The sequence below is a fragment of the Mesorhizobium shangrilense genome, from assembly GCF_028826155.1.
GTDB lineage: Bacteria > Pseudomonadota > Alphaproteobacteria > Rhizobiales > Rhizobiaceae > Arvimicrobium > Arvimicrobium flavum.
Window position 1 is genome coordinate 4,766,480 of the sequence record NZ_JAQGPN010000001.1, and the last position, 23,101, is coordinate 4,789,580.

The window sequence follows — 23,101 nt, forward strand, 5'->3', positions numbered from 1 at the left end:
TTGGATTGATCTAAACGCCGACGGCGTCAGGCCCCTGCTTCAAACGGATTTACCAGCTTGAGGTCAAGACCCACGAAGTCGCGGACATTGCGTGTGGCGAGGGTGGCGCCGTGGACGAGGCAGATCGCAGCGATCATGGCGTCCTGGACGCTGATCGGACGTCCTAAGCTCTCTCGCAACGCCCTCACCACGCCTGCACGCTCAAACGTACGAGTGTCCATTTCAAGCGTCCTGCCCACAAAGGCGTTGCGCAGCATCGACAATGTCGTCCGATACCTGATCGAGCCGCTTCGCAGAAAGTGTCGCTCCGCGCCGTAAGCCTGCTCCATCAAAACGGGGTCGCACACAAACGTCTCTCTCATGTCGATCGACGCGATCCAGTTCAGGACCGGTCCGGCGGGACGTGGCCTTTGAAGTTCCGAAACGATGTTCGTGTCGAGCACGATCATTCCGGATCAGGAACGGGCCGTCCGAAGTCGCGCTTCCCCTCAGCCTCGACTTCCTCCATGATCCTCGCGAATTCCTCAGCTTCCGGATCGTCTGGCGCGGTATGAAGAATCGGCCGCAGGACATCCCACGCCGAAACGAACGGCTTTTCATCCGCCGCATCCGCCGACAGCGACTTGCGGAGAAGATCGATCGACTTCGCCGACAAGCTCAGCCCGTCGCGCCGCGCCGCGGCTTCGATCTGCCGCTTCAGCGCTTCAGGCACATTCCTGATCAGCATGTCGCCCATCGGAACCTCCAATTGATATCAATGATATCAAACGAAGCGACCGGGCGCAAACACGTGAAAACTTATCCGACCATCCGCTCGGGGACGCGGTCGCGCGCCAGCTTCTTGAACTTCCGCACGACCATGTCGCGCTTGAGCTTGGAAATGTAGTCGATGAAGAGAACGCCGTTCAGATGGTCGATCTCATGCTGCAGACAGGTGGCGAGCAAGCCGTCGGCCATCACCTCCTGCTGCTTCCCGAGCTGATCGATAAATCGCACGCGCACGCCGGCAGGACGCTCGACCTCGGCGTAGTAGTCGGGGATCGACAGGCATCCCTCCTCGTAGACGGAGCGGTCATCGGACTGCTCGACAATCTCCGGATTGATGAAGACCTGCGGCGCCTTGGCCTCGTCGTCCTTGGACACGTCGATGACCAGCATGCGCAGCGGCTCGCCGATCTGGATTGCGGCAAGCCCGATGCCCGGCGCATCGTACATGGTCTCAAGCATGTCCTCGGAAAGCTTTCGCACCGCGTCGTCCACTGTCGCGACGGGTTGCGAGACCTGACGGAGGATCGGATCGGGAAGGATGATGAGAGGCCGGATCGACATGTCGCCTCACCTAGGCGTTCGCCGGCAAGGCGTCAACAGGGCGGACAGCCGAATGTTCACGTTTTGATCTGTTCGCGGCTGACGAATCTGCTATGCTCGCCCCATGGATGGAGTGAGCGCAGTTCTGTCGGAACCGTTAATTCGCCTCGGCGCGTCCGCGATCAGCCTCGGTCAGGCGGCGGCTGCCGCGCTTGCGCTTCTCCTGGCCCTGCTCGTCATTTTCGCCGTGGCGCTGTGGCGCTCCTCCGGGGCGCGGGTGGCGGCGGCCGGGGAAGCGGCGCAGCGCGCCCGCGAGGCGGATGTGCGCATGGCGGGCATCCTCCAGGCGCAGTCGGAACTTCAGGGCAGGCTCGGCGCCATCGCCGAGGTGTTCGGCGCGCGGCAGGCCGAACTCAACCAATCGATCGGCCAGCGCCTCGACGCCATGACCGGACGCATCGGCCAGACGATGACCGAACAGACCAGGTCGACGCATGAGAGCCTGACCAGGCTGCAGGAGCGGCTGGCCGTCATCGACAAGGCGCAGGGCAACATCCAGTCGCTGGCGGGCCAGGTCGTCGAACTGCAGGCAATCCTCTCCAACAAGCAGACGCGCGGCGCGTTCGGCCAATCGCGCATGGAGGCGATCGTCGCCGACGGGTTGCCGAGCGGCGCCTTCGAATTCCAGGCGACCCTGTCGAACGGCAACCGGCCGGACTGCCTGATCCGGATGCCCAACGGCGCGCCCGGGCTCGTTGTGGATGCTAAGTTCCCGCTCGAGGCATGGAACGCCATCCGCGCCGCCGATGGAGCAGAGAGCCAGAGATACGCTTCGCAGGCGTTCCGCAGGGACATCGAGGTCCACATCCGGGACATCTCCGACAAATACCTGGTCGCAGGCGAGACGCAGGACACGGCCTTCATGTTCGTGCCATCGGAATCCGTCTTCGCCGAGATCCACGAGAACTTCGAGGCGATCGTGCAGAAGGCGCACCGTTCGCGCGTGGTCATCGTATCGCCGTCGCTGCTGATGCTGTCGATACAGGTCGTGCAGGCGATCCTCAAGGATGCGCGCATGCGAGAACAGGCGCATGTCATCCAGGGCGAGGTCATCCGCCTGCTGGAGGACGTGTCGCGTCTCGACGATCGGGTGCGAAAGCTGCAGGGGCATTTCTCGATGACACAGAAGGACATCGAGCTGATCCTGACGTCGACGGAAAAGGTGACGAAGCGCAGCCGCAAGATCGAGGCGCTGGAGTTCGGCGAGGTCGCGGACGGATCCGCGGAGGACGCTCAAGTGAGCGCGGAGAGCCGAACCGGCAACCTGCGGCTGCGGGTCGTCGACGACGCGTAGGCGGCGGCGGACAAGCATGCCGCTCCACGCCAGATGTCACTTGCCCTTGCAAACGAGTCTTGCTTCACTCATGCCAGCTCAGTTGAGGAGGCGATCATGGCCAAGGGCGCGATGAAACCAGGCAAGGAAGCACGCAAACCCAAAAAGGACGCCAAGAAGCCGGCGACAACGCCTGCAGCCAAGGCTCCTCCGGTGCAGGCGACCCGCTCAAAGGAGAAGTAGCCGCGACGAAGGGCACGTGCAGGCGGGCCCGATCAGGCATGACCGGGCAGGGGTTGCGTTGCCATTGGTCCCGTCCTAGGTGAGGCGTGCAGGGACGACCCTGCTTTTTCCATTCATCCGGCCGGGACGACCCGCCTTCACGGAGCGTTCCATGGCGTGGACCTACCTCTTCTTCGCAGGTCTTTTCGAGATCGGTTGGGCAATCGGCCTGAAGTATACCGAAGGCTTCAGCAAGCCGATTCCAACTGTTCTCACCGTACTGTCGATGATCGTGAGCCTGTGGCTACTCGGCATCGCGCTGAAGACCCTGCCAGTCGGCACGGCTTATGCGGTGTGGACCGGCATCGGCACGGTCGGCACGGCGCTGCTGGGCATTTGGCTGCTCGGCGACCCCGCAACGGTGCTAAGGCTTGCCTGCATAGGTCTGATCGTTTGCGGCATCCTCGGCCTGAAGCTGGTGGCGTAGCCCCGACTGCAGGCGCAAGCCCTACAACGGCGAAAACCGCGCGAGATCGTCGATCCCGCGCGGTTCTTGATTCAGCTTTGCAAGAGGCGATTTAAGCCTTGAAGCCCGGAGGCAGTCGACCGCCGCGGGCCTTGCGCGCGGCGTAGCGCGCGTCGCGCTTCGCCTTCTGGGCAGCTTCCAGCGCGAACTGCGCGGAGAGGCGCTCGGTCTCCTCAGCCTCGCGGATGCGCGCAAGCTCTGCGGCTTCCGCTTCCGCCTTCAGACGGGCCTCTTCCTCTGCCTGGCGGCGCGCCTCGGCTTCCGCAGCCTCGCGGGCGAGACGCTCCTGCTTGAGGCGGGCCTTCTCGGCCTCACGGATAGCGCGCGCCTCCAGGATGGCCTTGCGCTCGGCCTGGCGAGCGATCACCGCCGGGTCGTCGGCCGCGGGACGCGCCTTGAACTTATCCAGCAATGCCCGCTTCGCTTCGTTCGCCGAGCCGCGCCGCTCGGCGAAGTCCTTTTCCCTGTAAATTGCCAATGTGACGTCCTTGAATGTTTTCGCGTCGCTTACATACTAATCGACCGCTAGAGTTCAAGCCGGGAAGCGCCCATTCGGGGCAATTTTGCACTGTGTTGCGGCAATGAAACGCAACAAGTCGGCCAACTTCGACAATCCTGATCAGGCAGGGGCGCTCATCGGGGCGCGACTGGCGAACAATCCTCGCCCATCTTACTTAGCAGCCAGCGCATCCGAGGATCATTTCGCCATGGAGCTAGGTCTCTACACCTTCGCCGACGTCAGCGTGACACCGGGTCCTGACGCCATCGACCCCCACCAGCGGCTGCGTAACCTGATGGAGGAGATCGAACTGGCGGACCAGGTGGGCCTCGACGTGTTCGGCCTCGGAGAACATCACCGTCCCGACTATGCCGCCTCGGCGCCGGCCGTCATCCTGGCCGCGGCGGCGGAGCGTACGAAGCGGATAAAGCTGACCAGCGCCGTGACCGTGCTCTCCTCCGACGATCCGGTGCGCGTCTTCCAGCAGTTCGCGACGCTCGACCTGCTGTCGGGCGGGCGCGCCGAGATCATGGCCGGGCGAGGCTCCTTCATCGAGAGCTTTCCGCTGTTCGGCTACGATCTCGGCGACTATGACGAACTCTTCGCCGAAAAGCTGGACCTGCTTCTCAAGCTCAACGACAGCGTCAACGTCACCTGGTCCGGGAGCATGAGGGCGCCCATCCACGATCGTGGCGTCTATCCGCGCCCCTATCAAGACAGGCTGCCGATCTGGATCGCCGTGGGCGGAACGCCGCAATCTGTCGTGCGCGCCGCGCAGCTCGGGCTGCCGCTCGCGCTTGCCATCATCGGCGGAGAGCCTGCGCGCTTCGCGCCGCTGTTCCAGCTCTACCGAGAGGCGGCGCGGCGAAGCGGGCACGATCCGCAGAAGCTCGCGACCAGCCTGAACGTGCACGGATTCGTGGGCGAGACCACCGGGCAGGCTGCCGACGACTTTTACGAACCCCAAGCCGAAGTGATGAACCGGATCGGCCGGGAGCGCGGCTGGGGACCGACGTCGCGCGCCCACTTCGACCAGGCGCGCTCCCCGCGAGGGGCGCTGTTCGTAGGCGATCCCGAGACTGTCGCCGAGAAGATCGTGGCCCAGCACAAGCTGTTCGGCAACGACCGCTTCCTGCTGCAGATGGCGATCGGCGTGATGCCCCACGCCAAGATCATGAAAGCCATCGAACTTTACGGTACCAGGGTCGCGCCGATCGTTCGCCGCGAGGTGCAGGCGGCGAAGGGCGCGGAGCCGGCAGGCGCATAAGGGAACGCTTTTCGCCGACTGCCGTTGTTTCAACCGGCGCGCCGCGCGCCGGTTGAGGGTCTCGACATGAAGGAAAATCACCTCGGAGCCGGTGACGACAACGGCGCACCGGCAGTTCCGGTGGAATGGCGTTTCGCCCGCTTCTGCCTGGTGGGCATCTTCCTGTTCACGCTGGTTTACGCGCTCTATTTCGCGCGTGACTTCTTCATGCCGGTCATCCTCGCATTCCTGTTGGCTCTGATGCTCACCCCTGTCGTGCGCTTCCTCAGCAAGCGCGGCGTGCCGGCGCCCCTCTCGGCAACCCTTCTCGTGCTCTTCTCCGTCGGCACGATCGGCATTGCCGGCTACTTCCTCAGCGGCCCGGTCATCGCCCTGGTTAACGACGCGCCCAGCATCGGCCGGCGGGTCGCCGAGCGGCTGGCCGAGATCAGGCACCCTTTCGAAAAGGTCATGGAGGTCTCCGAGCAGGTGGAGAAGGCAACCAGCGCGACCGAGGAACCGGGCGTCCAGAAGGTGGTCGTGGCGCAGCCCGGCATCGTATCGCAGGCGGCCGGCAACCTGCTTTCTGCAGGCACGTCCGCGGCCATCACCTTCGTGCTCTCGCTGTTCCTGCTCGCCTCCGGCACGATGTTCTACGAAAAGATCATCCAGTCATTCACCCGGCTCAGCGAAAAGAAGCGGGCGCTGCGCGTCGTCTACGACGTCGAGCGCGAAATCTCGCGCTATCTGCTGACCGTGGCGTTGATCAACGGCGGACTGGGCATGGCGATCGGAGCGGGACTGTGGGTGATTGGCGTTCCCAACGCCGCCATCTGGGGCATTGCGGCGGCGCTGCTCAATTTCCTGCCCTATATCGGAGCCGCCGCTACCATCATCGTTGTCGCGGCGATTTCACTCATCACATTCGACACGCTGGCCTATGCGCTGCTCGCGCCGGCCTACGTAATCTTTTGCAACGTCGTCGAGGGACAGCTGGTCACGCCGCTCGTCGTCGGCCGGCGGCTGGAGATCAATGCGGTGGCGATCTTCATCGCTGTCGCCTTCTGGTCCTGGCTGTGGGGGTTCATCGGCGCGCTGATCGCGGTGCCGCTGCTGGTCGTGATTAAGGTGTTCTGCGACCACTTCGACCGCCTGCGCCATATCGGCAACTTCCTCTCGGCGCAGCAAACCTCGGTCGACGAGGAGGACGAACCCAACCCTGCCACGCCTGCCGCGGCGGCCTGAGACTGGTATGCGCGGAGCCGATCCCTATATCCGGATGAGACATCCGCTCCGGGGGCCAGCATGACCGTTCTTTCCGTACTCGACCTGTCGCCCGTCCCGGAAGGCAGCCGCCCCGCGCAGTCCCTTGCCAACACCGTCGACCTTGCCCGCCACGTCGAGGCGCTGGGCTACCATCGCTATTGGCTGGCGGAGCACCACAACATGCCCGGCATCGCCAGCGCCGCGACATCCGTGGTGATAGCGCATGTCGCGGCTGCGACGACACGGATCAGGGTCGGCGCAGGCGGCATCATGCTGCCCAACCATTCGCCTCTGGTCATTGCGGAGCAGTTCGGCACGCTCGCCGCGTTCCACCCCGGCCGCATCGACCTCGGGCTCGGCCGCGCGCCCGGCACCGACATGGCGACCGCCCGCGCGCTGCGCCGTCACCTGCAGGGCGACGTCGACAGCTTTCCGCAGGACGTGGTCGAGCTCATCAACTACTTCGCGCCGGCGGAACCGGGCCAGCGCATCCGGGCGGTTCCGGGAGAAGGCGAGGAGGTCGAGGTCTGGGTGCTAGGATCGAGCACCTACGGCGCCCAACTCGCGGCGATGCTCGGCCTCCCCTACGCCTTCGCCTCGCATTTTGCCCCCGCCGAGATGCAGCATGCGATCGACATCTACCGCTCGCGTTTCCAGCCGTCGGAGCGCCTGTCAAAACCCTATCTGATGCTCGGCCTGAACGTCTTCGCCGCGGAAACGGACGCCGAGGCGCGGCTCTTGTTTTCCTCGCTGCAGCAGGCCTTCGTCAATCTCAGGTCCGGCCGCCCCGGCAAGCTGCTGCCACCGGTGGAGAACTACGCCGCCGGTCTCGATCCGGCAGCCAGAACGATGCTCGACCATGCGCTTTCCTGCTCCATCGTAGGATCGCCGGACCGGGTGCGGCAGGAACTGGACGCTTTCGTGCGCCGCACCGGCGCCGACGAACTGATGGTGACTGCCCAGATCTTCGACCACGCAGCGCGCAAACGCTCCTTTGAGATCCTCATGGAGGCGCACCGGGCCTTGACCGACGCGTAGGCGGCTGAACCTCATCTACGAGGCGAGAAGTTCATCACCCAGTTGGTCTCCCAGGTTTCGCCGCCATCGTCGGAGAAAGCTTGTTCCCAGCGTGGTGAATCTGTGGAAGCGTTCCAGCGGAACCGGGCCAGAACGGCGCGGCCCGCATGCTCCTCGCCGCCATAGAAGAGTCCAACGCCACCCTCGAACCGGCCCACCATAGGCTCCAGCACTCGATGTCGGTCATTGTCCACCCAATGGATCGACCACTGACCGTCAACTGGATTGAAGACGCGCAGCGACAGGCCGACGAAATCGCTGCCGGGCAAGGTCATTTCATCCAGATTGCCGGCGCCGTTCAGGATCTTGCGGCAAGAGGTCGACGCATCGAAATGCTGCCACTCACTGCTTCCGGCGAACCGCTCGACCAGTTTCTCGTTGGCGATGTTCCAGTCGCCGATCAGGAAATCGAAATCCGATGCGCTGCTCATCCGGGCCTCCCATGGCTTGATCGCCGGCTTCTAGCGCAGGGCTCCTGACAGCCCGACGTCAGGAGACATCGGTCATGGCAATGCAGGGCCGCCTACCCCTCCCAGGGCACTTCGATCATGCCGGCCTGCGCATAGAGACGCCGGCCTGCCTCGTTGTTCGCCTCCACCTTCAGGTCGACGTGCGTCGCGCCCCTGGCGCGGAACGCCGCGAAGACCTGCAGCAGGAGGGCGCGGCCAAGGCCCTGCCGGCGCATGTCGGGCCGAACGGCGAGATCCTTGAGGAAATTGCTGGTCCAGCACTGAGCGACGCCAGCCAGCCCGCCGGCGCGGTCGAAGGCGAGGAAGCACAGCGCCGCGTCAAATTCCGGGTCGCCGCCCACCCTGCTCCACCAGTCCTCGAAGGACGGAAACAGGTCTTCGTTCCCCTCCCCGTAGGTGGCGAGAAGCAAGGCGTGCATGGGCCTCGCGTCGTCGACGCCGCCGAGCGTGCGCACGGAGATGCCGTCCGGCCAGACCGGAGGCGGCTCCGTCCCGTCCAGAACGCGGCGCATACGCAGCGAGCCCTTGATCATCGCCGTGCTCCTATCCCAGCGCTTCGACCAGTTCGCGGTCCGGAAAACAGGTGGCCGCTTGGCCGTTCTTCGCCTGCCAGTCGCCGATCGAGCGGCGAGTCTTGAAGCCCGGCAGGCCGTCTGCGCCGCCAACGTCGTAGCCGAGCTTCTCCAGGCTGCGCTGCATCTCCGCTATGTCCGAGCGATAGAGGCCGCCGACCTTGCCCCATTGCCCGGCGAACGACTGCTTGCCGCCCGCGATGCGGTCGCCGCCGTGGCCGACGAAGAGCGCATAGAGGTCGCTCTCGTTGTATTCCTTGAGCACGTAGAAATTGGGCGTGACGATGAACGCCGGCCCGTTGCGGCCGGCCGGCATCAGCAGAAAACCCTCGGCGCGCGCCTCATGGGCCGGAAACGGCTTTCCGTTGACCCGCGCGACGCCCATCTTCGCCCAGTCGGAGATCTTTTTCCCCTGATCCGGCCCCTCGAGCGCGCAGGAGACGGAATCGGGCACGGTGACCTCGAAGCCCCAGTCGCGGCCCTTCACCCAGCCGTAGTGCGCAAGATAGTTGCCGATCGAGCCCAGCGTGTCGGGGACGGAGTTCCAGATATCGGCGCGTCCGTCGCCGTCGAAGTCGACTGCGTGCTGCAGGAAGGACGTCGGCAGGAACTGCGGCTGGCCGAGCGCGCCCGCCCAGGAGGATCTCATCTGCGCCGGCGTCGCCCGGCCCTGCTCGACCATCTGGAGCGCCGCGAGCACTTCCTTGCGGAACATGTCCTTGCGGGTGGCCAGAAAAGCCTTGGTGCCCAGCACCTCGAACGCATTGTAGGGGATCTTGGCCGCGCCGAAGCCGGATTCCCGTCCCCAGATCGCGAGGACGACGCCTGCGGGAACGCCGTACCGCTTTTCCACCGCAGACAGCGTCTTCCCGTACTGGCCGGCGCGCTGGCGGCCGCCGGAGACGACGGCAGAGATCGTCTTGTCCGCAAAATAGTTGCCGGGCGAGCCGAACTCGGCCTGGTGCTGCTTCTTCGGCGTCTTGGGCTTCTCCCCTGGCATCACCAGATCGGGCAGCTTCATATTGGGCGTGACCCCCGCGAACGCCGCATCGAAGGTGCTGCGGGAGACGTCGTTGGACTTCGCCTCGGGCCAGAGATCGGTTTCCAGCCAGGTGCGGAAGAGTTGTTCGACGCTGGCGGCGGACGCGGGAACCTGCATGCCGGCGAGCAGCGCGAAGGCGAGAACGAAGCGGCAGAAAACGCCGCGGGCGCGCCGCCGCTCCGCCCTGTCCTGCCGCGGATACCCCGGTCGCCCGTAGTCCCGTACCCGCCTTTGGTCGGGAAGGAGCATGTCGGAGATGATGCGGAGAGGCGTTCTGAAATCGTCGATCTGTTTGGGCATAGGATGACTATAGAGGCTGGCGCGGCAAAGGGACAGCGAACGCAAGCGCACTGCGGCCGGACGCAGGCCGTAGCGTCGCGCGCCCCGCGGCAACAGGCAGGAAGAACGATTGACGCGCGCCGTTACTGCTCAGGTGCAAAGAGTTGGTTGCTGTAGGGCGACGGGTAGGTCGGCTTCCGGATGTTGATGAAGGGGCGGTCGGCCGCCACGTGACAGCTGTTGCACCGGTCGGTGAGCTCGGTGAAAGCCGCCTCGAACTGCTCGACGCTGGCGGCCTTGACGGTTTCGCCGACGACAGTCATGAGCCTCCGGGTCTCCGCGAGGCCCTCGCCGGGCATGTCCGGGTAGAGCCGCGCCACCTCCTCGAGGCTGGCATCGAGCTGCTCCAGCTCATATTCGGCCAATGGCCAGTTCAGCAGGCTGCCCGCATACCAGAGTTTCGAGTGGCGCACCTGTATCGCAGCCATCATGTCGCTGAGGCGCGGTTTGTACGTGTCGGATCTGTCCTGCGAAATCGCCGACGAATTGGAGGTGACCAGTATGACGAGCATAATACCAACACCACATTTCAACGAGCGCATTTGCTCTCCCCTCGTGGCTGGTGTCGAATTCTCACATTCGATCGCGGGTACAGGATAGCAGATTTATGGACGCAGAGGTTGCACATTGCAGCCGTGGGTTAACGCCGGTCCCTGTCGCCCCTGCCGGGTCGACACAACGAACGCGGAAACGGCCCACACGGGCTGGCCAGCGTGCAACACTCGGCACACAAGTGCAGACCTCCCTTTAACCGGGAGCAAGCGGAGCGATCAGAATGCTGTCCGCGACTTCAGCGCAGCGGCCAGAGTGCCTTCGTCCAGATAGTCGAGTTCGCCGCCGACCGGCACGCCATGCGCCAGCCGCGTCACCTTGACCTCGAAATCCGAAAGCTGGTCGGTGATGTAATGTGCCGTGGTCTGGCCCTCGACGGTGGCGTTGACCGCGAGAACCACCTCACGGATGCCGCCCTCGGCAACGCGCGCGATCAGCCGGGCGATGTTGAGCTGGTCGGGGCCGACGCCGTCGAGCGGCGACAGCGTGCCGCCCAGCACGTGGAAGCGCGCATTCATGGCGCCTGCGCGCTCCAGCGCCCAAAGATCGCCGACGTCCTCCACGACGATCAGCATTTCAGGGTCACGGCGCGGATCGATGCAGATGGTGCAGGGATCGACGGTGTCGATATTGCCGCAATTCGAGCAGACCTTCACGTGCTCGACTGCATCGGCCATGGCGCCGGCGAGCGGCTGCAGCAGCGCTTCCTTCTTCTTGATGAGGTGAAGCGCGGCGCGGCGGGCCGAGCGCGGCCCAAGCCCCGGCACCTTGGCAAGAAGCTGGATCAGACGCTCGATTTCGGGGCCGGCGATTCGCTTGGACATGGATGTCCTATAAATCGAATAGCAGGACGCGAGTAGTGATCAGGAGCCATGGGCGGCAGGTCGCGCCTGACGCGACCGTTAGTTGGACCGGACGACCAGCTTGCCGAGAATTCCCGATCCGTCGCTCCAGCCATCGTTTCCGCTGCCCGGGTTTGAATAGGCTGGCTGAACGGTATCGCCGCCGAAACGCTCCGACGAGGGCGCGTCGATTGTGCCTGCGTCCGCCGCACCGAGCACCGCCGCCACCGAAGTGGGAGTTATCGCCATGGTGTCAGGCAGTTGCGCAACGGCCGGATGGACCGGGAGTGCATCTTCTTCCACGAAGGCCGCCTGCCGAACGATCGCAGTCTCACGGCCGCTCTGTGATGGCGTGTCGCCGGCAAACGCGACCTGCACCTCCTGCTCCGGCGTCGGCCGACCGGCGACGGCGACGGGTGCGGCCTGCGGCAGGGCGGCCGGCGGCTGTTCAGCCTGGGCGACCATCACGGTTTCGACGCCCGGCATCACGTCGTTCTCGGGCCTTGGAAGGCGGTCCTGTTTGCGGCTGCGCTTCTCGTAGAAGGCATTGCCGCCGGCAACGGTGGTGTAGTGCATGTTCTTGTAGGGGAACTTGAGCCCCGCGGTGTGGAAGAACATGACGTCCTCATGCACCTTGGGATGTCGCTCGCCCTTCAGCACGGCGTCGGCGGCGGCCATGACGTCGGGCAGCGCCTCGGACTTCATGGGACGCGACAGCACACCCGGTGCGAACTGGCGCTTGGCGCCAACCACCTCGCAGATGTCGTCGCCCCACTTGCCGGTATCCTTGCGGTTCATGACGACAGAACCCACAGCCACCAGGCCGTCGCGGCTCGAACGGTTGGACTCGAAGAACATGGCGCGCGCCAGGCACTCGCGCTCCCGCGCGCTTGCACGATAGGCATGCGTGCGACCAGGCGACACCATCGACTGCGCGCTGGTGAAGTTGCCGCCGACATTCGACGCGCTCTGCGTGCAGCCGGCAATCGCGACAAGCGCGACGAACATGGCGACTCTCGGCACAGGGCCGCGCGTCAAGCTATTCATTCCAGACTTCCGATTTCCCCGGCCGGCAGGTTCCAGCCGCTTTCGGGCGAAATCATGGCCCGAACGTGGTTAATGTTTCGGTACGATCTGTCTGGAAGGTTCGTTGACCCACGGGCACCTTTTTAGAAGTGTCCGGGATAACAAGAACTTAGGCGCGATCGCGCGCCGTTGGCCGGGCGAGGAACAAGACGCTGTGCCCCGCCATTTTTGCTGCCGGAAGGCATCGCATCCCGGCGAAGCCCGCCATAATCAGAACGGCAGCTTCATTCCGGGCGGGATGGGAAGACCCGCCGTCAGCGCCTTGGTCTTCTCCTGCATGGTCTCCTCGACCTTGACCTTGGCGTCGTTGTGCGCGGCGAGAATGAGGTCCTCGAGGATCTCGACCTCGTCCTCCTTGAAAAGGGAGGGGTCGATGTCCAGCTTCTTCATCTCGAACTTGCCGGTGAGCGTCACCCTGACGAGGCCGCCCCCGGCCTGACCGGTCGCCTCCAGCAAAGCGATCTCCTCCTGCATGGCCTGGAACTTGGCCTGCATCTCCTTCGCCTTGCCCATCAGGCCGAGAAGGTCCTTCATGTCGAACTCCTATTCGTCGTCTTCGTCCGGCTCCGGATCGGGAGCCGCGTCAGTTTCCGCGCCTTCCGATTCCGCAGCGGTCGGAATGCGCACGTCGATGATCTTGGAGCCGGGAAACTGCGACAGGATGGCGGCGACGGCGGGGTCGCTGCGCGCATCCATGAAGGCCGTCTCGCGGCGGTGGTTCTCCTCCTCGGCGAGCGTCTTGCCGCCCTCCTCGCGCGACAGCGAAACGACCCAGCGCGCGCCGGTCCAGGCCTGCAGCTTGGTGCCGAGGTCGTTGAGCAGGTTGCGCGGCGCTTCGTCGGTCAGGCTGACGTCGATGCGGCCTGGCTCGATGCGAACCGGACGCACGCAGCGCTTCACCAGAACCTTGAACGCCATGTCGCGGTTCTGGTCGGCCAGTTCGGCGATATCGGAAAGCGAACGGATGCCGCTGAACGCCGGATTCGGCAGGGCTTGCGGCGCCGGCGCCGCCGCCTGGGCCGGAGCGGCGACCGCTGCATCGGCCTCCTCGACCGGTTGCGTCTCGACAAGCCGCATGGCGGGCGCGGCGGAGCCGGCCGAGGCCATCCGCGCTTGCGAAACCGCCGAGGCCAGGCCGCCGCCATTGGACGGCGGCGCGGATGAAGGCGTCGTCGGACGCGTCGGTGCGGACGTCGCGCCGTCGGGCGCATCGTCCAGCGACTTCAGCGCCTCGTCGAGCGTCGGCAGGTCGGCGGCGTGAGCGATGCGGATCAGCACCATATCGCCGGCGCTCACCGGACGGTTCGAGGACTGCACTTCGGGAATCCCCTTGAGCAGCATCTGCCATGTCCGCGACAGCACGCGAACGGAGAGTTTTTCGGCGAATTTGACGCCGCGCCGCCGCTCCTCCTCGGAAATCGAGGAATCCTGCGCTGCATCAGGCACGAATTTCAGCCGCGTCACCAGATGGTTGAACTCGGCGAGATCGGTCAGCACCGCAGCCGGGTCGGCGCCGACATCGTATTGCGCGCGATATTCGTTGAGCGCCGCGGCGATGTCGCCGACCATCAGCTTCTCGAACAGATCGACGATGCGGGCGCGATCGGCGAGCCCCAGCATGGCCCGCACCGCCTCGGCGGTGACCTTGCCTGCGCCGTGGGCGATCGCCTGATCGAAGATCGACAGCGAATCGCGCGCCGACCCTTCGCCCGCGCGTGCGATCATGGCGAGCGCCTCATCCTCGAAATCGATCGATTCGAGAGCGGCGATATTCCTCAGGTGACCGACCAGGACGTCCGCCGGGATGCGGCGGAGGTCGAAGCGCTGGCAGCGCGACAGGATGGTGATCGGGACCTTGCGGATCTCGGTGGTGGCGAAGATGAACTTGACGTGCGGCGGCGGCTCCTCGAGCGTCTTCAGCAGGCCGTTGAAGGCCTGCGTCGAGAGCATGTGCACCTCATCGATGATGTAGACCTTGTAGCGCGCGGACACCGGCGCATAGCGAACCTGCTCGATGATCTCGCGGATGTCGTCGATGCCGGTATGCGAGGCGGCGTCCATCTCGATCACGTCGACATGGCGGCCTTCCATGATCGCCTGGCAATGCTCGCCCGGCACGGAGAGATCGACGGTCGGCTTTCTGAGGCTCTCCGTCTTGTAATTGAGAGCACGCGCGAGAATGCGGGCAGTGGTCGTTTTACCGACCCCACGAACGCCCGTCAGCATCCAGGCCTGCGCGATGCGGCCGGTCGCGAAGGCATTGGTCAGCGTCCTGACCATCGGCTCCTGGCCGATCAGTTCCGAGAAATTGGAGGGGCGGTACTTGCGCGCGAGCACGCGGTAGGCGCCGGCGGCCTTTCCCTTGTCGATGCTGCCGGCGTCGCTCATTCGCCCTGTCTCTTCCAAACGGCACGGCCCGATGCAGGACCAGAGTGTCGCCCATGACGAGACTGGCCGTCAACGTGGCGGCGCCATTTCCGCATGAAGGACGATGAGGCGGGAGGCTGGAACAATGACCCGTTCCGGGGCTCGTTAGGGCTGCTTCCTTCCGGACCTGACCCGGTTGGCGAGTGGAGCGTCCACCACCAACCTCCCGAGTCGCATATCGGCAATCTGCTTTCGAAATGCAAGAGGGCAAGACGCCAAGAAGCCCGATGACGCGAGAATCCGCCATCCGGGAAAGCCGAGGGCGAATGAATGCTTGCGGGACGCCAAACCACATTCTAGCTTCGTCGGGAGCGCAAGCATTCCTAACAAGTATTCGGACTGGAAACGCCATGCTGACGGGCAAAAAAACCGGTTTCGAACTTGACGGACGGCTGGAAGCCGACAGCGAGCACGTGATGTGGCTCGGCCTGTGCGAGTTGCGCGCGATGAACGATCGGCGCTGGCCCTGGCTGGTCCTTGTGCCCCAGCGGCCGGGCATCGAGGAGGTGCACGACCTGACGCCGCTCGACCAGGCCATGCTGACCTTCGAGACGAATCTCGTGGCGCAGGGTCTGAAGAAGGCGACCGCCTGCGCGAAGATCAATACGGGCGCGCTCGGGAACATCGTGCGCCAGCTCCATGTGCACGTCATCGCCCGCAACGAGGGCGATCCGGGCTGGCCCGGCCCCGTCTGGGGCCACGGCCTGCGTGAGCCCTACCGCCCCTCCGACCTCCACCGCTTTTCAGAAACGATCCGCACGTCCCTTTAGTCGCCGGCGCGTCACTTCCCAGAGCTTCCATGACATTCGCCCTATTTGACGCGCCACTCCAGGAGCCGAGCCAATTCGTCGGCTTCGGCGGCAACCGCATAGACCGACAGGCCGAGCACCGCAGCGACGACGCCACGACGAGGGCGCTGGCCGATCCCTCCGCGAGGCTGATGCTCATGCGCGGCGGCCGCTGTTACCTGAAGCTCGACGGCGCAGCGTTCGATCCGTACTTCGATCTCGCAGGGGCCGAGGCAATGCGCGCCGACCTCGCAGGCGCCGTGCTTCTCGGCGTCGATGCGGATGGGCCGATCATTGCCGCACCCGGCGGACTGGAGCCCGACGCGCTGCCCGACGGCGTCAAGGCGATCGACTACCGCTCGATCAACGTGCAGGGGCTGATCGACCCGGCCGCCCTCGGCGCGCTGGCGCAGGGGGCATCGCTGTTGGCCTGGCACGCCAGCCACGCTTTCTGCAGCCGGTGCGGGACGCGCAGCGAAATGCGCATCGGCGGCTACAAGCGCCAGTGCCCGAACTGCAACGCCGAACATTTTCCGCGCACCGATCCTGTCGCCATCATGCTCGCGGTCACCAGGGACCGCTGCCTGCTCGGCCGGAGCCCGCATTTCGCGCCGGGCATGTTTTCCGCGCTGGCAGGGTTCATCGAACCGGGCGAGACCATCGAAAACGCCGTGCGTCGCGAGACCTTCGAGGAATCCGGCATCCGCCTCGGCCGCGTCGCCTATCACGCCAGCCAGCCCTGGCCGTTCCCCTACTCGCTGATGATCGGCTGCTACGGCGAGGCGCTGAACGAGGACATCAACGCCGACATGACCGAGCTCGAAGCCTGCCGCTGGTTTTCGCGCGACGAAGTTTGGGCTGCGCTGGAAGGCAGGCATCCCGACGGCATCATCGTGCCGCCCCGCGCGGCAATCGCCAGCCAGCTCATCCGCAACTGGGCCGAGAGCGACTGATCTGCGCCGCGAGACTCGTGCGCCGGGCGCCGATCAGTCCGCGACGTTCCATTCCTCGCGGGAATCGCTTCGCGGATAGACGCCGAGGATGCGTATCTCCTTGGAGAAGAAGCGCAGCTCTTCGAGAGCGTTCTTCACGCCGACGTCCTCGGGATGGCCCTCGATGTCGGCGTAGAACAGCGTCGCCGTGAAGGCGCCCAGCTGGTAGCTCTCCAGCTTGGTCATGTTGACGCCGTTGGTCGCGAAACCGCCCATCGCCTTGTAGAGCGCTGCAGGCACGTTGCGCACCCGGAAGATGAAAGTGGTCATCATCTTGGCGTCGGGCGACGGAAGCTCGACCCACTGCTTGCTCTTGGTCAGGACGACGAAGCGGGTGACGTTGCTGTCGGTGTCCTCGACATTCTCCTCGATGATGTCGAGCCCGTAGAGATCGGCGGCGAGCCGCGGAGCCAGCGCCGCCATGCTGCGGTCGCCGACCTCGGCGACCAACTTGGCCGCACCGGCGGTGTCGCCCGCAACCATCGGCTTCCAGCCGTTCTTGCGGATGTATTTGCGGCACTGGCCGAGCGCGTGGATGTGGCTGTGGACGGTCTTGATCTCTTTGCGGTCGACGCCCTTCAGCACCATCAACTGGAAATGGATCGGCAGAAAATACTCGCCGACGATGTGGAGCTTCGATTCCGGCAGGATGTGGTGGATGTCGGCGACGCGGCCAGCAATCGTGTTCTCGATCGGGATCATGGCGAGATCGGCCTTGCCGGTCTCGACCGCGTTGAAGGCGTCCTCGAAGGTCGGACAGGGCAGCGGCTCCATGCTCGGGAACATGTTGCGGCAGGCGGTGTCCGAATTTGCGCCGGGCTCGCCCTGGAAGGAGATGCGGTTCGTCTTCTGCGTCATTCTCTATGTCCTAGGAGGCAAGCATCGTGCGTGCGCGCTCGAGATCTTCCGGCGTATCCACGCCGAGCGGCACCGAGCTCACGATCTCGGCGTCGATTCGCATTCCCCCCTCCAATGCACGAAGCTGCTCCAGGCGTTCGCGCTGCTCGAGAGTGGAGGGCGCAAGCGACACGAAGCGCTCCAGCGCGGAGCGGCGATAGGCGTAGAGCCCGATGTGGTGATAGAGCGGCCCGTCGCCCCAGGGGGCCGTGGCGCGGGTGAAATAAAGAGCGCGAAGGCGCGAGGCGGAAAGCGGCGATCCCACGATCTTGACGACGTTGGGATTCACGCGCTCCTCGTCGCGGGTGATTTCGACGCCGAGCGTGGCGATGTCCACGGCCGCCTCCTCCAGCGGCGCAACGGAGGCGCGGATCAGCTCAGGCTCGATGGTAGGCAGATCGCCCTGCACGTTGACGATGGTTTCGACCTGCCCCACCGGATCGAGGCTCTGCAGCGCCTGGAAGATGCGGTCGGAACCGGACTGATGATGCGCGCCGGTCATGACGGCCTCAAACCCGTGCTGGCGCACGGCATCGGCCACCTCTTGCGTATCCGTCGCCACCACGACGCGGCCGAGCCCGCTCTCGCTCGCCCGCCGCGCCACGTGCACGATCATCGGAGCGCCGGCGATGTCGGCGAGAGGCTTGCCCGGCAGGCGCGTTGAGGCCATGCGGGCGGGGATGAGCACGAGTGTCGACATGATGTTCAGGCGGTCGGAATTGCGTTCGGAAGGTGTCAAAACGTCTCACGGAAAGGGCCCTTATAAGTGTTGCAAGGGTGAAGCAAAAGACCTAGTTTCCGCGCGGTTTGCCGCGCCTTGACATGGACGCCTCGGCGGTTGGTTCGGGTGGCACTTTCAGCCGGCATCGCCGGAGATAACGGAGCGTCGGGGGCGCATGGACTCTTTTGAATTCAACAAAGTAATCGGCGCCCTGCTTGGCACGGTGTTCGTCGTGTTCTCGATCGCCATCATTTCCGATTCGATTTTTGCTGCGCCCGTGCCGGAAAAGCCCGGCTTCGCCATCGAGGTCGCCGAGGCGGAAGCCGGCGGGGAAGCCGCAGGCGGCGCCGAAGCCGTGTCGATCGCGACCTTGCTCGCCAGCGCGAACGCCGAGGCCGGCGCCACGGTCTTCAAGAAGTGCGCCGCGTGCCACACCACCGAGAATGGCGGCGCCAACAAGGTCGGCCCCAATCTCTGGAACGTCGTCAACCGCCCGATCGCGTCTCATGAAGGCTTCGCCTACTCCACCCCGATGAAGGATTTCGCGCAGGGCGGTTCGGTGGTCTGGGACTATGACCACCTCGACCACTTCCTGAATTCGCCGAAGGGCTACATCAAGGGCACGGCGATGGGCTTTGCGGGCGTCAAGAAGCCCGACGAGCGCGCCAACCTGATCGCCTACCTGCGCACGCTGTCGGATAGTCCGGCGCCGCTGCCGACCGCCGAGGCCACCCCCGCCGCCGCCACCGGCGAGACGCCGCCGGCCGAGGGCGCCAGCGCGCCGGCCGAGGCTGCTCCGGCCGCGCCTGCAGAGGCTCCCGCGGCTCCTGCGGAAACCGCTCCGGCCGCCCCAGCCGAGCAGGCTCCCGCCGCTCCCGCCGAGCCGGCGCCGGCCCAGTGACAAAAATGTAATCTTCGAGACCATGAAAAAGCCGGGCTCTGCCCGGCTTTTTTGCTATGAGACGCCGGAAGCACCGGTTCGCAGGTGTCCCGCAAGGGTCCTATGCCGACATGGATCCGGCAAGACCCCCATCGAAGAGGAGCAGGATGGCGATTTCATTCACGGCGACGCGCATTGCCCTTGCCGCCGGCGCGATCGCGGCGGGCACGATGCTGGCAGGCGCACAGGAGTGGCAGACCACCTCCTCGCTCATGGGCGAGTCCAGATACGGCCAGAATTTCCAGCGCTACGACCACGTCAATCCGGATGCGCCCAAGGGCGGAACGCTGAACTCGGTCGCCACCGGCTCCTTCGACAGCTTCAATCCCTATATCGTGCGCGGCTCGCCAGGCGCAGGCTTCGCGCAATTCGGCGGTGGGCTGCTCTATGACACGCTGATGGAACAGGCGATCGACGAACCGAGCGTCAGCCACCCGCTGGTCGCCGACGCCTACAAGTTCCCGGACGACTATTCCTCCGCCACCTACCGGCTGAACCCGGCGGCGAAATGGCATGACGGCAAGCCGATCACGGTCGACGACGTGGTTTGGTCGTTCAACGTGCTGAAGGCCAACAGCCCGATGTACAACCGCTACTACGAGAACGTCACCGAGGCGGTGGCGCTCAACGACCGCGAGGTCGAATTCCGCTTCGACCAGAAGGGCAACCGCGAGTTGCCCAAGATCCTCGGCGACCTTGCGATCCTCCCCAAGCACTGGTGGGAGGGAACGGATGCGAGCGGCAAGAAGCGCGACATCTCGCAGCCGACGCTGGAGGCCCCGCTGGGCTCCGCCGCCTACAGGATCGCCAGTTTCAAGCCCGGGCAGGAGATCGTCTGGGAGCGGGTGCCCGACTATTGGGGCGCGAAGCTGCCGGTGAAGATCGGCCGCGAGAACTTCGACAAGCGCCGCTACGTCTACATCCAGGACGACAACGCCGCGTGGCAGGCCTTCACCAAGGGCGGCTTCGAGGACATCCATCCCGAAAACAGCTCGCGCCGCTGGGCGACCTACTACAATTTCCCCGCCTTCACGGCAGGCGACGTCGTCAAGAAGGAGTTCGCCGCAAAATCCCGCGCCTCGATGCAGGGCTTCGTCATGAACATGCGGCGGCCAAAATTCCAGGAGCCGAAGGTCCGGCAGGCGCTGACCTACGCGTTCGACTTCGAGACGATGAACCGGACCATCTTCTACGGCTTCAACACCCGCACCAGCAGCTACTTCGTCGGCAGCGAACTCGCCTCGAGCGGGTTGCCGAAGGGCCGCGAGCTGGAAATCCTCAGCGAGCATAAGGACAAGCTTCCGCCGGAAGTGTTCACCACCGAATACAAGCTGCCGGTCTACGAGCAACCCAAGACCGGTCAGCCACAGGCAGATCCCGCCCCGGCAAATCCGCCCCAGCCGGAGCGCGCGCATCTGCGCGAGATCGTGAAGCTCTTCGCGGAAGCCGGCTGGAAGATCCAGAACGGCACGATGACCAACCAGAAGACGGGAGAACCGTTCACCATCGAGATACTCGGCAACAACGACACCGACGAGGTGATCTCGAACCCCTACATCAACCAGTTGAAGAAGATCGGGATAAAGGCGACGCTGCGCATCGTCGACCCCAGCCAGTACGTCAACCGCGTCAACAATTTCGACTTCGACATGCTGACGACGGTTCTGGCGCAGTCCGACTCGCCCGGCAACGAGCAGCGCGACTTCTGGTCCTCGAGGGCCGCCGACACGCCGGGCTCCCGCAACCTCTCCGGCATCAAGAACCCGGTCGTGGATGCCCTCATCGACAAGGTGATCTTCGCCAAGGACCGCGAGGAGCTGGTGGCGGCGACGAACGCGCTCGACCGCGTGCTGCTGTGGAATTTTTACGTGGTGCCGCAGTATCACCGCGCTGTGGTCTGGCTCGCCTACTGGAACAAGTTCGGCATTCCCGACAAGCAGCCCGACTACATCGGCCCGGACACCGACTCCTGGTGGATTGATCCCGCAAAGGAAGCCGCGCTGGCCGCCAAATACAAGGGCGGCAACTAATGGCGGCGCTCAGCAGGCGGTTGTTCCTGGCCGGTTCGGGTGCCGTGCTGGCGGCGCCCCTGTTGCCTGCGACAGGCATCGCCAGAAGCGCGACCGGGGCGCCCCTGCACGGCCTCTCCGCCTTCGGCGAACTGAAGTACGGGCCCGACTTCCAACACTTCGATTATGTGAACGCCGACGCGCCCAAGGGCGGAACCTTTCGCTACGGCCCGTCGCAATGGCTCTACAACCAGAATCCATACACCTTCAACACGCTGAACAGCTTTGTCCCGAAGGGCGATGCACCGCCCCGCATGGAGATCTGCTTCGACGCGCTGATGGTCAGCGCGATGGACGAGCCGGACTCCATCTACGGGCTGGTGGCGAAGACGGTCACCATCTCGCCTGACCGCAACAGTTTTGAGTTCGCGCTGCGTCCAGAGGCAAAATTTCACGACGGATCGCCGCTGACCGCCGAGGACGTTGCGTTCACCTACAGGACGCTCAAGGAACACGGCCATCCCGAATTGTCGCTGCCGCTGCGTGAGATGACCGAGGCAGCGGCGGTGGATGCCCATACCTTCCGCCTCACCTTCTCCGGCGAGCAATCCGACCGCACCATTCTCGACGTCGCGACGTTTCCGATCCTGTCCAAGGCGCATTTCGAGAAGGTCCCATTCGACAGTTCGCGGCTTGAGCCACCGCTCGGCTCCGGACCCTACAAGGTGGGGCTCGTCAATCCCGGCCAGACCATCGATTACGAGCGCGTGCCCGACTATTGGGGCCGCGACCTGCCGGTGAACCGCGGCATCTATAACTTCGACAAGCTTAGGGTGGAGTTCTACGGCGACCGCCAGGCAGCTTTCGAAGCCTTCAAGAAGGGCGAGGTGCTGTTCCGCGAGGAGGCCACCTCGCGGCTGTGGGCGACGGCCTACGATTTCCCGGCCATCACCGCCGGCAAGGTGGTCAAGCGCGAGTTCCCGTCGGAGAAGCGGCCCGCCATGCAGGCGATCGCCGTCAATCTCAGGCGCGAGCGCTTCCAGGACCAGCGCGTGCGGCGGGCGATCGCGCTCTGCTTCGATTTCGAATGGACCAACAAGGCGCTGTTCTACGGGCTCTACGAGCGCTCGCAGTCCTGCTTCGAGCGGTCGGAATTCAAGGCCAGCGGAACGCCTACCGCCGATGAGCTGAAGTTGCTGGAGCCCCTGCGCGACAAGCTGCCGCCAGAGGTGTTCGGCGAGGCGTACAGCTTGCCCTCGTCCGACGGCAGCGGCCGCGACCGCAAGCTGCTCGGCGAGGCGCGCCGGCTGATGGCGGAAGCCGGCTGGAAGCCGGAGGGCCGGGTCTTCCGCAACGACAAGGGCGAAGCCTTCAAGCTGGAGATACTCGTCGACGACGAGGGTTTTGTGCGCATCTATTCGCCCTGGGTCGAAAGCCTGAAGGCGATCGGTTTCGACGCCTCCATGCGCGTCGTCGATTCGGCGCAGCACCAGGCGCGCCAGGCCGACTTCGACTTCGACATGATCGGCATGGCGCTGCTGTTCAGCCCGACCCCGACGCGGGAGGGCATGGACGGGATTTTTCACTCGAAGTCGGCAACCCTGCCGGGATCGCGCAACCTCACGGGCACCACCGATCCGGCCATCGACGCGCTGGTCGACGCGATCGACGAGGTCACCAGCCGCCAACAGCTCATTACGGTGCTCAACGCGCTCGACCGGGTCTTGCGCGCGCGGCTCGACTGGATTCCAAGTTGGTATTCGGCGAATCACCGGGTGGCCTTCTGGGACATGTTCGGCTTCAAGGAGCCCAAGCCCGACTATGCATTCGCGATCGAAACGCTGTGGTGGTTCGACAAGGAGAAGGCAAAGGCGATTGGGAAAGGGTGAAGAGCGTTCTGCAAGGCAGGCGAGAAGCCAACGATTTGGCTCTTCGAGCGATGAACGC

At 64.8% G+C, this 23,101-nt stretch carries 25 protein-coding genes and 1 other RNA gene; 11 read left to right on the plus strand and 15 right to left on the minus strand.

Annotation, left to right across the window (positions count from 1 at the left end):
* Nucleotides 1-26: 26 nt before the first annotated feature.
* The 3 genes from PD284_RS23005 to def all read right to left on the minus strand — a co-directional run bounded on the left by PD284_RS23005 (nucleotide 27) and on the right by def (nucleotide 1,329).
* Nucleotides 27-449: a type II toxin-antitoxin system VapC family toxin gene (locus PD284_RS23005; RefSeq protein WP_274630440.1), complete on the minus strand. Its 423-nt coding sequence runs from the start codon at nucleotides 447-449 to the stop codon at nucleotides 27-29.
* Complete coding sequence (locus PD284_RS23010) at nucleotides 446-736, minus strand: plasmid stabilization protein (RefSeq protein WP_274630441.1); 291 nt, start codon at nucleotides 734-736, stop codon at nucleotides 446-448. Before PD284_RS23010 ends, PD284_RS23005 begins: the two co-directional genes overlap by 4 nt.
* 62 nt (nucleotides 737-798) lie before the next feature.
* On the minus strand, nucleotides 799-1,329 hold the full coding sequence (def, locus tag PD284_RS23015; protein WP_274630442.1) for a peptide deformylase: 531 nt from the start codon (nucleotides 1,327-1,329) through the stop codon (nucleotides 799-801).
* Nucleotides 1,330-1,432: 103 nt separating this feature from the next.
* On the opposite strand from def, the gene PD284_RS23020 reads away from it, so the two are divergent.
* The 3 genes from PD284_RS23020 (at nucleotide 1,433) to sugE (ending at nucleotide 3,350) form a co-directional block, all read left to right on the plus strand.
* Nucleotides 1,433-2,662: a DNA recombination protein RmuC gene (locus PD284_RS23020; RefSeq protein WP_274630443.1), complete on the plus strand. Its 1,230-nt coding sequence runs from the start codon at nucleotides 1,433-1,435 to the stop codon at nucleotides 2,660-2,662.
* Between the two features lie 96 nt (nucleotides 2,663-2,758).
* Nucleotides 2,759-2,884, plus strand: a complete 126-nt coding sequence (locus PD284_RS23025) for a hypothetical protein (RefSeq protein ID WP_274630444.1) — start codon at nucleotides 2,759-2,761, stop codon at nucleotides 2,882-2,884.
* A gap of 151 nt (nucleotides 2,885-3,035) precedes the next feature.
* Nucleotides 3,036-3,350 carry a quaternary ammonium compound efflux SMR transporter SugE gene (sugE, locus tag PD284_RS23030; RefSeq protein WP_274630445.1) on the plus strand — a complete coding sequence of 105 codons (315 nt, stop codon included), beginning with the start codon at nucleotides 3,036-3,038 and terminating at the stop codon, nucleotides 3,348-3,350.
* Between the two features lie 91 nt (nucleotides 3,351-3,441).
* Here the strand turns inward: sugE and PD284_RS23035 are convergent, their stop codons facing one another.
* Nucleotides 3,442-3,867: a DUF6481 family protein gene (locus PD284_RS23035; RefSeq protein WP_274630446.1), complete on the minus strand. Its 426-nt coding sequence runs from the start codon at nucleotides 3,865-3,867 to the stop codon at nucleotides 3,442-3,444.
* A 229-nt stretch (nucleotides 3,868-4,096) separates the two neighbouring features.
* Between PD284_RS23035 and PD284_RS23040 the strand changes: the two genes are divergently transcribed.
* The 3 genes from PD284_RS23040 to PD284_RS23050 all read left to right on the plus strand — a co-directional run bounded on the left by PD284_RS23040 (nucleotide 4,097) and on the right by PD284_RS23050 (nucleotide 7,438).
* Entirely contained in the window at nucleotides 4,097-5,155 is a 1,059-nt protein-coding gene (locus tag PD284_RS23040; RefSeq protein ID WP_274630738.1) for an LLM class flavin-dependent oxidoreductase, read from the plus strand.
* 66 nt (nucleotides 5,156-5,221) lie between these two features.
* Complete coding sequence (locus PD284_RS23045) at nucleotides 5,222-6,379, plus strand: AI-2E family transporter (RefSeq protein ID WP_274630447.1); 1,158 nt, start codon at nucleotides 5,222-5,224, stop codon at nucleotides 6,377-6,379.
* A gap of 60 nt (nucleotides 6,380-6,439) precedes the next feature.
* The gene (locus PD284_RS23050) at nucleotides 6,440-7,438 is read left to right on the plus strand and encodes an LLM class flavin-dependent oxidoreductase (protein WP_274630448.1); all 999 of its coding nucleotides are present in this window, start codon (nucleotides 6,440-6,442) and stop codon (nucleotides 7,436-7,438) included.
* Nucleotides 7,439-7,449: 11 nt separating this feature from the next.
* On the opposite strand, the gene PD284_RS23055 is transcribed toward PD284_RS23050, so the two are convergent.
* From PD284_RS23055 to ffs, 9 genes are all read right to left on the minus strand, one after another.
* Nucleotides 7,450-7,908: a hypothetical protein gene (locus PD284_RS23055; protein ID WP_274630449.1), complete on the minus strand. Its 459-nt coding sequence runs from the start codon at nucleotides 7,906-7,908 to the stop codon at nucleotides 7,450-7,452.
* A 92-nt stretch (nucleotides 7,909-8,000) separates the two neighbouring features.
* Nucleotides 8,001-8,480, minus strand: a complete 480-nt coding sequence (locus PD284_RS23060) for a GNAT family N-acetyltransferase (protein ID WP_274630450.1) — start codon at nucleotides 8,478-8,480, stop codon at nucleotides 8,001-8,003.
* A gap of 10 nt (nucleotides 8,481-8,490) precedes the next feature.
* Complete coding sequence (locus PD284_RS23065; protein ID WP_274630739.1) at nucleotides 8,491-9,678, minus strand: lytic murein transglycosylase; 1,188 nt, start codon at nucleotides 9,676-9,678, stop codon at nucleotides 8,491-8,493.
* Nucleotides 9,679-9,983: 305 nt separating this feature from the next.
* Nucleotides 9,984-10,442, minus strand: a complete 459-nt coding sequence (locus tag PD284_RS23070; RefSeq protein ID WP_274630451.1) for a hypothetical protein — start codon at nucleotides 10,440-10,442, stop codon at nucleotides 9,984-9,986.
* Between the two features lie 228 nt (nucleotides 10,443-10,670).
* A complete protein-coding gene (gene recR, locus PD284_RS23075) occupies nucleotides 10,671-11,276 on the minus strand; it encodes a recombination mediator RecR (RefSeq protein ID WP_274630452.1) in 606 nt (201 codons plus the stop codon).
* A 78-nt stretch (nucleotides 11,277-11,354) separates the two neighbouring features.
* Nucleotides 11,355-12,302 (minus strand): cell wall hydrolase, encoded by a 948-nt coding sequence (locus tag PD284_RS23080; protein WP_274630453.1) that lies wholly within the window; start codon nucleotides 12,300-12,302, stop codon nucleotides 11,355-11,357.
* A 288-nt stretch (nucleotides 12,303-12,590) separates the two neighbouring features.
* Nucleotides 12,591-12,914: a YbaB/EbfC family nucleoid-associated protein gene (locus PD284_RS23085; protein WP_274630454.1), complete on the minus strand. Its 324-nt coding sequence runs from the start codon at nucleotides 12,912-12,914 to the stop codon at nucleotides 12,591-12,593.
* A gap of 9 nt (nucleotides 12,915-12,923) precedes the next feature.
* Nucleotides 12,924-14,768, minus strand: a complete 1,845-nt coding sequence (locus tag PD284_RS23090; protein WP_274630455.1) for a DNA polymerase III subunit gamma/tau — start codon at nucleotides 14,766-14,768, stop codon at nucleotides 12,924-12,926.
* 108 nt (nucleotides 14,769-14,876) lie between these two features.
* Nucleotides 14,877-14,974, minus strand: an RNA gene (gene ffs / locus PD284_RS23095) — signal recognition particle sRNA small type.
* 183 nt (nucleotides 14,975-15,157) lie between these two features.
* Here ffs and PD284_RS23100 point away from each other — a divergent pair.
* Together PD284_RS23100 and nudC are read left to right on the plus strand one after the other, a co-directional pair.
* The gene (locus tag PD284_RS23100) at nucleotides 15,158-15,577 is read left to right on the plus strand and encodes an HIT domain-containing protein (RefSeq protein ID WP_274630456.1); all 420 of its coding nucleotides are present in this window, start codon (nucleotides 15,158-15,160) and stop codon (nucleotides 15,575-15,577) included.
* A 29-nt stretch (nucleotides 15,578-15,606) separates the two neighbouring features.
* On the plus strand, nucleotides 15,607-16,548 hold the full coding sequence (gene nudC, locus PD284_RS23105; protein WP_274630457.1) for an NAD(+) diphosphatase: 942 nt from the start codon (nucleotides 15,607-15,609) through the stop codon (nucleotides 16,546-16,548).
* Between the two features lie 33 nt (nucleotides 16,549-16,581).
* On the opposite strand, the gene PD284_RS23110 is transcribed toward nudC, so the two are convergent.
* The gene (locus PD284_RS23110) at nucleotides 16,582-17,445 is read right to left on the minus strand and encodes a prephenate dehydratase (RefSeq protein ID WP_274630458.1); all 864 of its coding nucleotides are present in this window, start codon (nucleotides 17,443-17,445) and stop codon (nucleotides 16,582-16,584) included.
* Between the two features lie 10 nt (nucleotides 17,446-17,455).
* Entirely contained in the window at nucleotides 17,456-18,184 is a 729-nt protein-coding gene (locus tag PD284_RS23115; RefSeq protein WP_274630740.1) for a 3-deoxy-manno-octulosonate cytidylyltransferase, read from the minus strand.
* A gap of 196 nt (nucleotides 18,185-18,380) precedes the next feature.
* Here PD284_RS23115 and PD284_RS23120 point away from each other — a divergent pair, with 196 nt between their 5' ends.
* From PD284_RS23120 to PD284_RS23130, 3 genes are all read left to right on the plus strand, one after another.
* Nucleotides 18,381-19,106, plus strand: a complete 726-nt coding sequence (locus PD284_RS23120; RefSeq protein WP_274630459.1) for a c-type cytochrome — start codon at nucleotides 18,381-18,383, stop codon at nucleotides 19,104-19,106.
* A 146-nt stretch (nucleotides 19,107-19,252) separates the two neighbouring features.
* The gene (locus tag PD284_RS23125) at nucleotides 19,253-21,175 is read left to right on the plus strand and encodes an extracellular solute-binding protein (protein WP_274630460.1); all 1,923 of its coding nucleotides are present in this window, start codon (nucleotides 19,253-19,255) and stop codon (nucleotides 21,173-21,175) included.
* Nucleotides 21,175-23,043: an extracellular solute-binding protein gene (locus tag PD284_RS23130; protein ID WP_274630461.1), complete on the plus strand. Its 1,869-nt coding sequence runs from the start codon at nucleotides 21,175-21,177 to the stop codon at nucleotides 23,041-23,043. Before PD284_RS23125 ends, PD284_RS23130 begins: the two co-directional genes overlap by 1 nt.
* The last annotated feature ends 58 nt before the right edge of the window (nucleotides 23,044-23,101 follow it).

What these genes read in the sequence shown, in the direction of transcription:
- PD284_RS23065 (WP_274630739.1), bottom strand. Translation starts at nt 9,678, where the DNA reads ATGCAGGTTCCCGCGTCCGCCGCCAGCGTCGAACAACTCTTCCGCACC.
- PD284_RS23025 (WP_274630444.1), top strand. Translation starts at nt 2,759, where the DNA reads ATGGCCAAGGGCGCGATGAAACCAGGCAAGGAAGCACGCAAACCCAAA.
- PD284_RS23020 (WP_274630443.1), top strand. Translation starts at nt 1,433, where the DNA reads ATGGATGGAGTGAGCGCAGTTCTGTCGGAACCGTTAATTCGCCTCGGC.
- PD284_RS23005 (WP_274630440.1), bottom strand. Translation starts at nt 449, where the DNA reads ATGATCGTGCTCGACACGAACATCGTTTCGGAACTTCAAAGGCCACGT.
- PD284_RS23125 (WP_274630460.1), top strand. Translation starts at nt 19,253, where the DNA reads ATGGCGATTTCATTCACGGCGACGCGCATTGCCCTTGCCGCCGGCGCG.
- PD284_RS23080 (WP_274630453.1), bottom strand. Translation starts at nt 12,302, where the DNA reads ATGTTCGTCGCGCTTGTCGCGATTGCCGGCTGCACGCAGAGCGCGTCG.
- PD284_RS23090 (WP_274630455.1), bottom strand. Translation starts at nt 14,768, where the DNA reads ATGAGCGACGCCGGCAGCATCGACAAGGGAAAGGCCGCCGGCGCCTAC.
- PD284_RS23040 (WP_274630738.1), top strand. Translation starts at nt 4,097, where the DNA reads ATGGAGCTAGGTCTCTACACCTTCGCCGACGTCAGCGTGACACCGGGT.
- PD284_RS23070 (WP_274630451.1), bottom strand. Translation starts at nt 10,442, where the DNA reads ATGCGCTCGTTGAAATGTGGTGTTGGTATTATGCTCGTCATACTGGTC.
- PD284_RS23045 (WP_274630447.1), top strand. Translation starts at nt 5,222, where the DNA reads ATGAAGGAAAATCACCTCGGAGCCGGTGACGACAACGGCGCACCGGCA.
- PD284_RS23050 (WP_274630448.1), top strand. Translation starts at nt 6,440, where the DNA reads ATGACCGTTCTTTCCGTACTCGACCTGTCGCCCGTCCCGGAAGGCAGC.
- nudC (WP_274630457.1), top strand. Translation starts at nt 15,607, where the DNA reads ATGACATTCGCCCTATTTGACGCGCCACTCCAGGAGCCGAGCCAATTC.
- PD284_RS23055 (WP_274630449.1), bottom strand. Translation starts at nt 7,908, where the DNA reads ATGAGCAGCGCATCGGATTTCGATTTCCTGATCGGCGACTGGAACATC.
- PD284_RS23110 (WP_274630458.1), bottom strand. Translation starts at nt 17,445, where the DNA reads ATGACGCAGAAGACGAACCGCATCTCCTTCCAGGGCGAGCCCGGCGCA.
- PD284_RS23010 (WP_274630441.1), bottom strand. Translation starts at nt 736, where the DNA reads ATGGGCGACATGCTGATCAGGAATGTGCCTGAAGCGCTGAAGCGGCAG.
- PD284_RS23100 (WP_274630456.1), top strand. Translation starts at nt 15,158, where the DNA reads ATGCTGACGGGCAAAAAAACCGGTTTCGAACTTGACGGACGGCTGGAA.
- recR (WP_274630452.1), bottom strand. Translation starts at nt 11,276, where the DNA reads ATGTCCAAGCGAATCGCCGGCCCCGAAATCGAGCGTCTGATCCAGCTT.
- PD284_RS23130 (WP_274630461.1), top strand. Translation starts at nt 21,175, where the DNA reads ATGGCGGCGCTCAGCAGGCGGTTGTTCCTGGCCGGTTCGGGTGCCGTG.
- sugE (WP_274630445.1), top strand. Translation starts at nt 3,036, where the DNA reads ATGGCGTGGACCTACCTCTTCTTCGCAGGTCTTTTCGAGATCGGTTGG.
- PD284_RS23085 (WP_274630454.1), bottom strand. Translation starts at nt 12,914, where the DNA reads ATGAAGGACCTTCTCGGCCTGATGGGCAAGGCGAAGGAGATGCAGGCC.
- PD284_RS23120 (WP_274630459.1), top strand. Translation starts at nt 18,381, where the DNA reads ATGGACTCTTTTGAATTCAACAAAGTAATCGGCGCCCTGCTTGGCACG.
- PD284_RS23115 (WP_274630740.1), bottom strand. Translation starts at nt 18,184, where the DNA reads ATGTCGACACTCGTGCTCATCCCCGCCCGCATGGCCTCAACGCGCCTG.
- def (WP_274630442.1), bottom strand. Translation starts at nt 1,329, where the DNA reads ATGTCGATCCGGCCTCTCATCATCCTTCCCGATCCGATCCTCCGTCAG.
- PD284_RS23060 (WP_274630450.1), bottom strand. Translation starts at nt 8,480, where the DNA reads ATGATCAAGGGCTCGCTGCGTATGCGCCGCGTTCTGGACGGGACGGAG.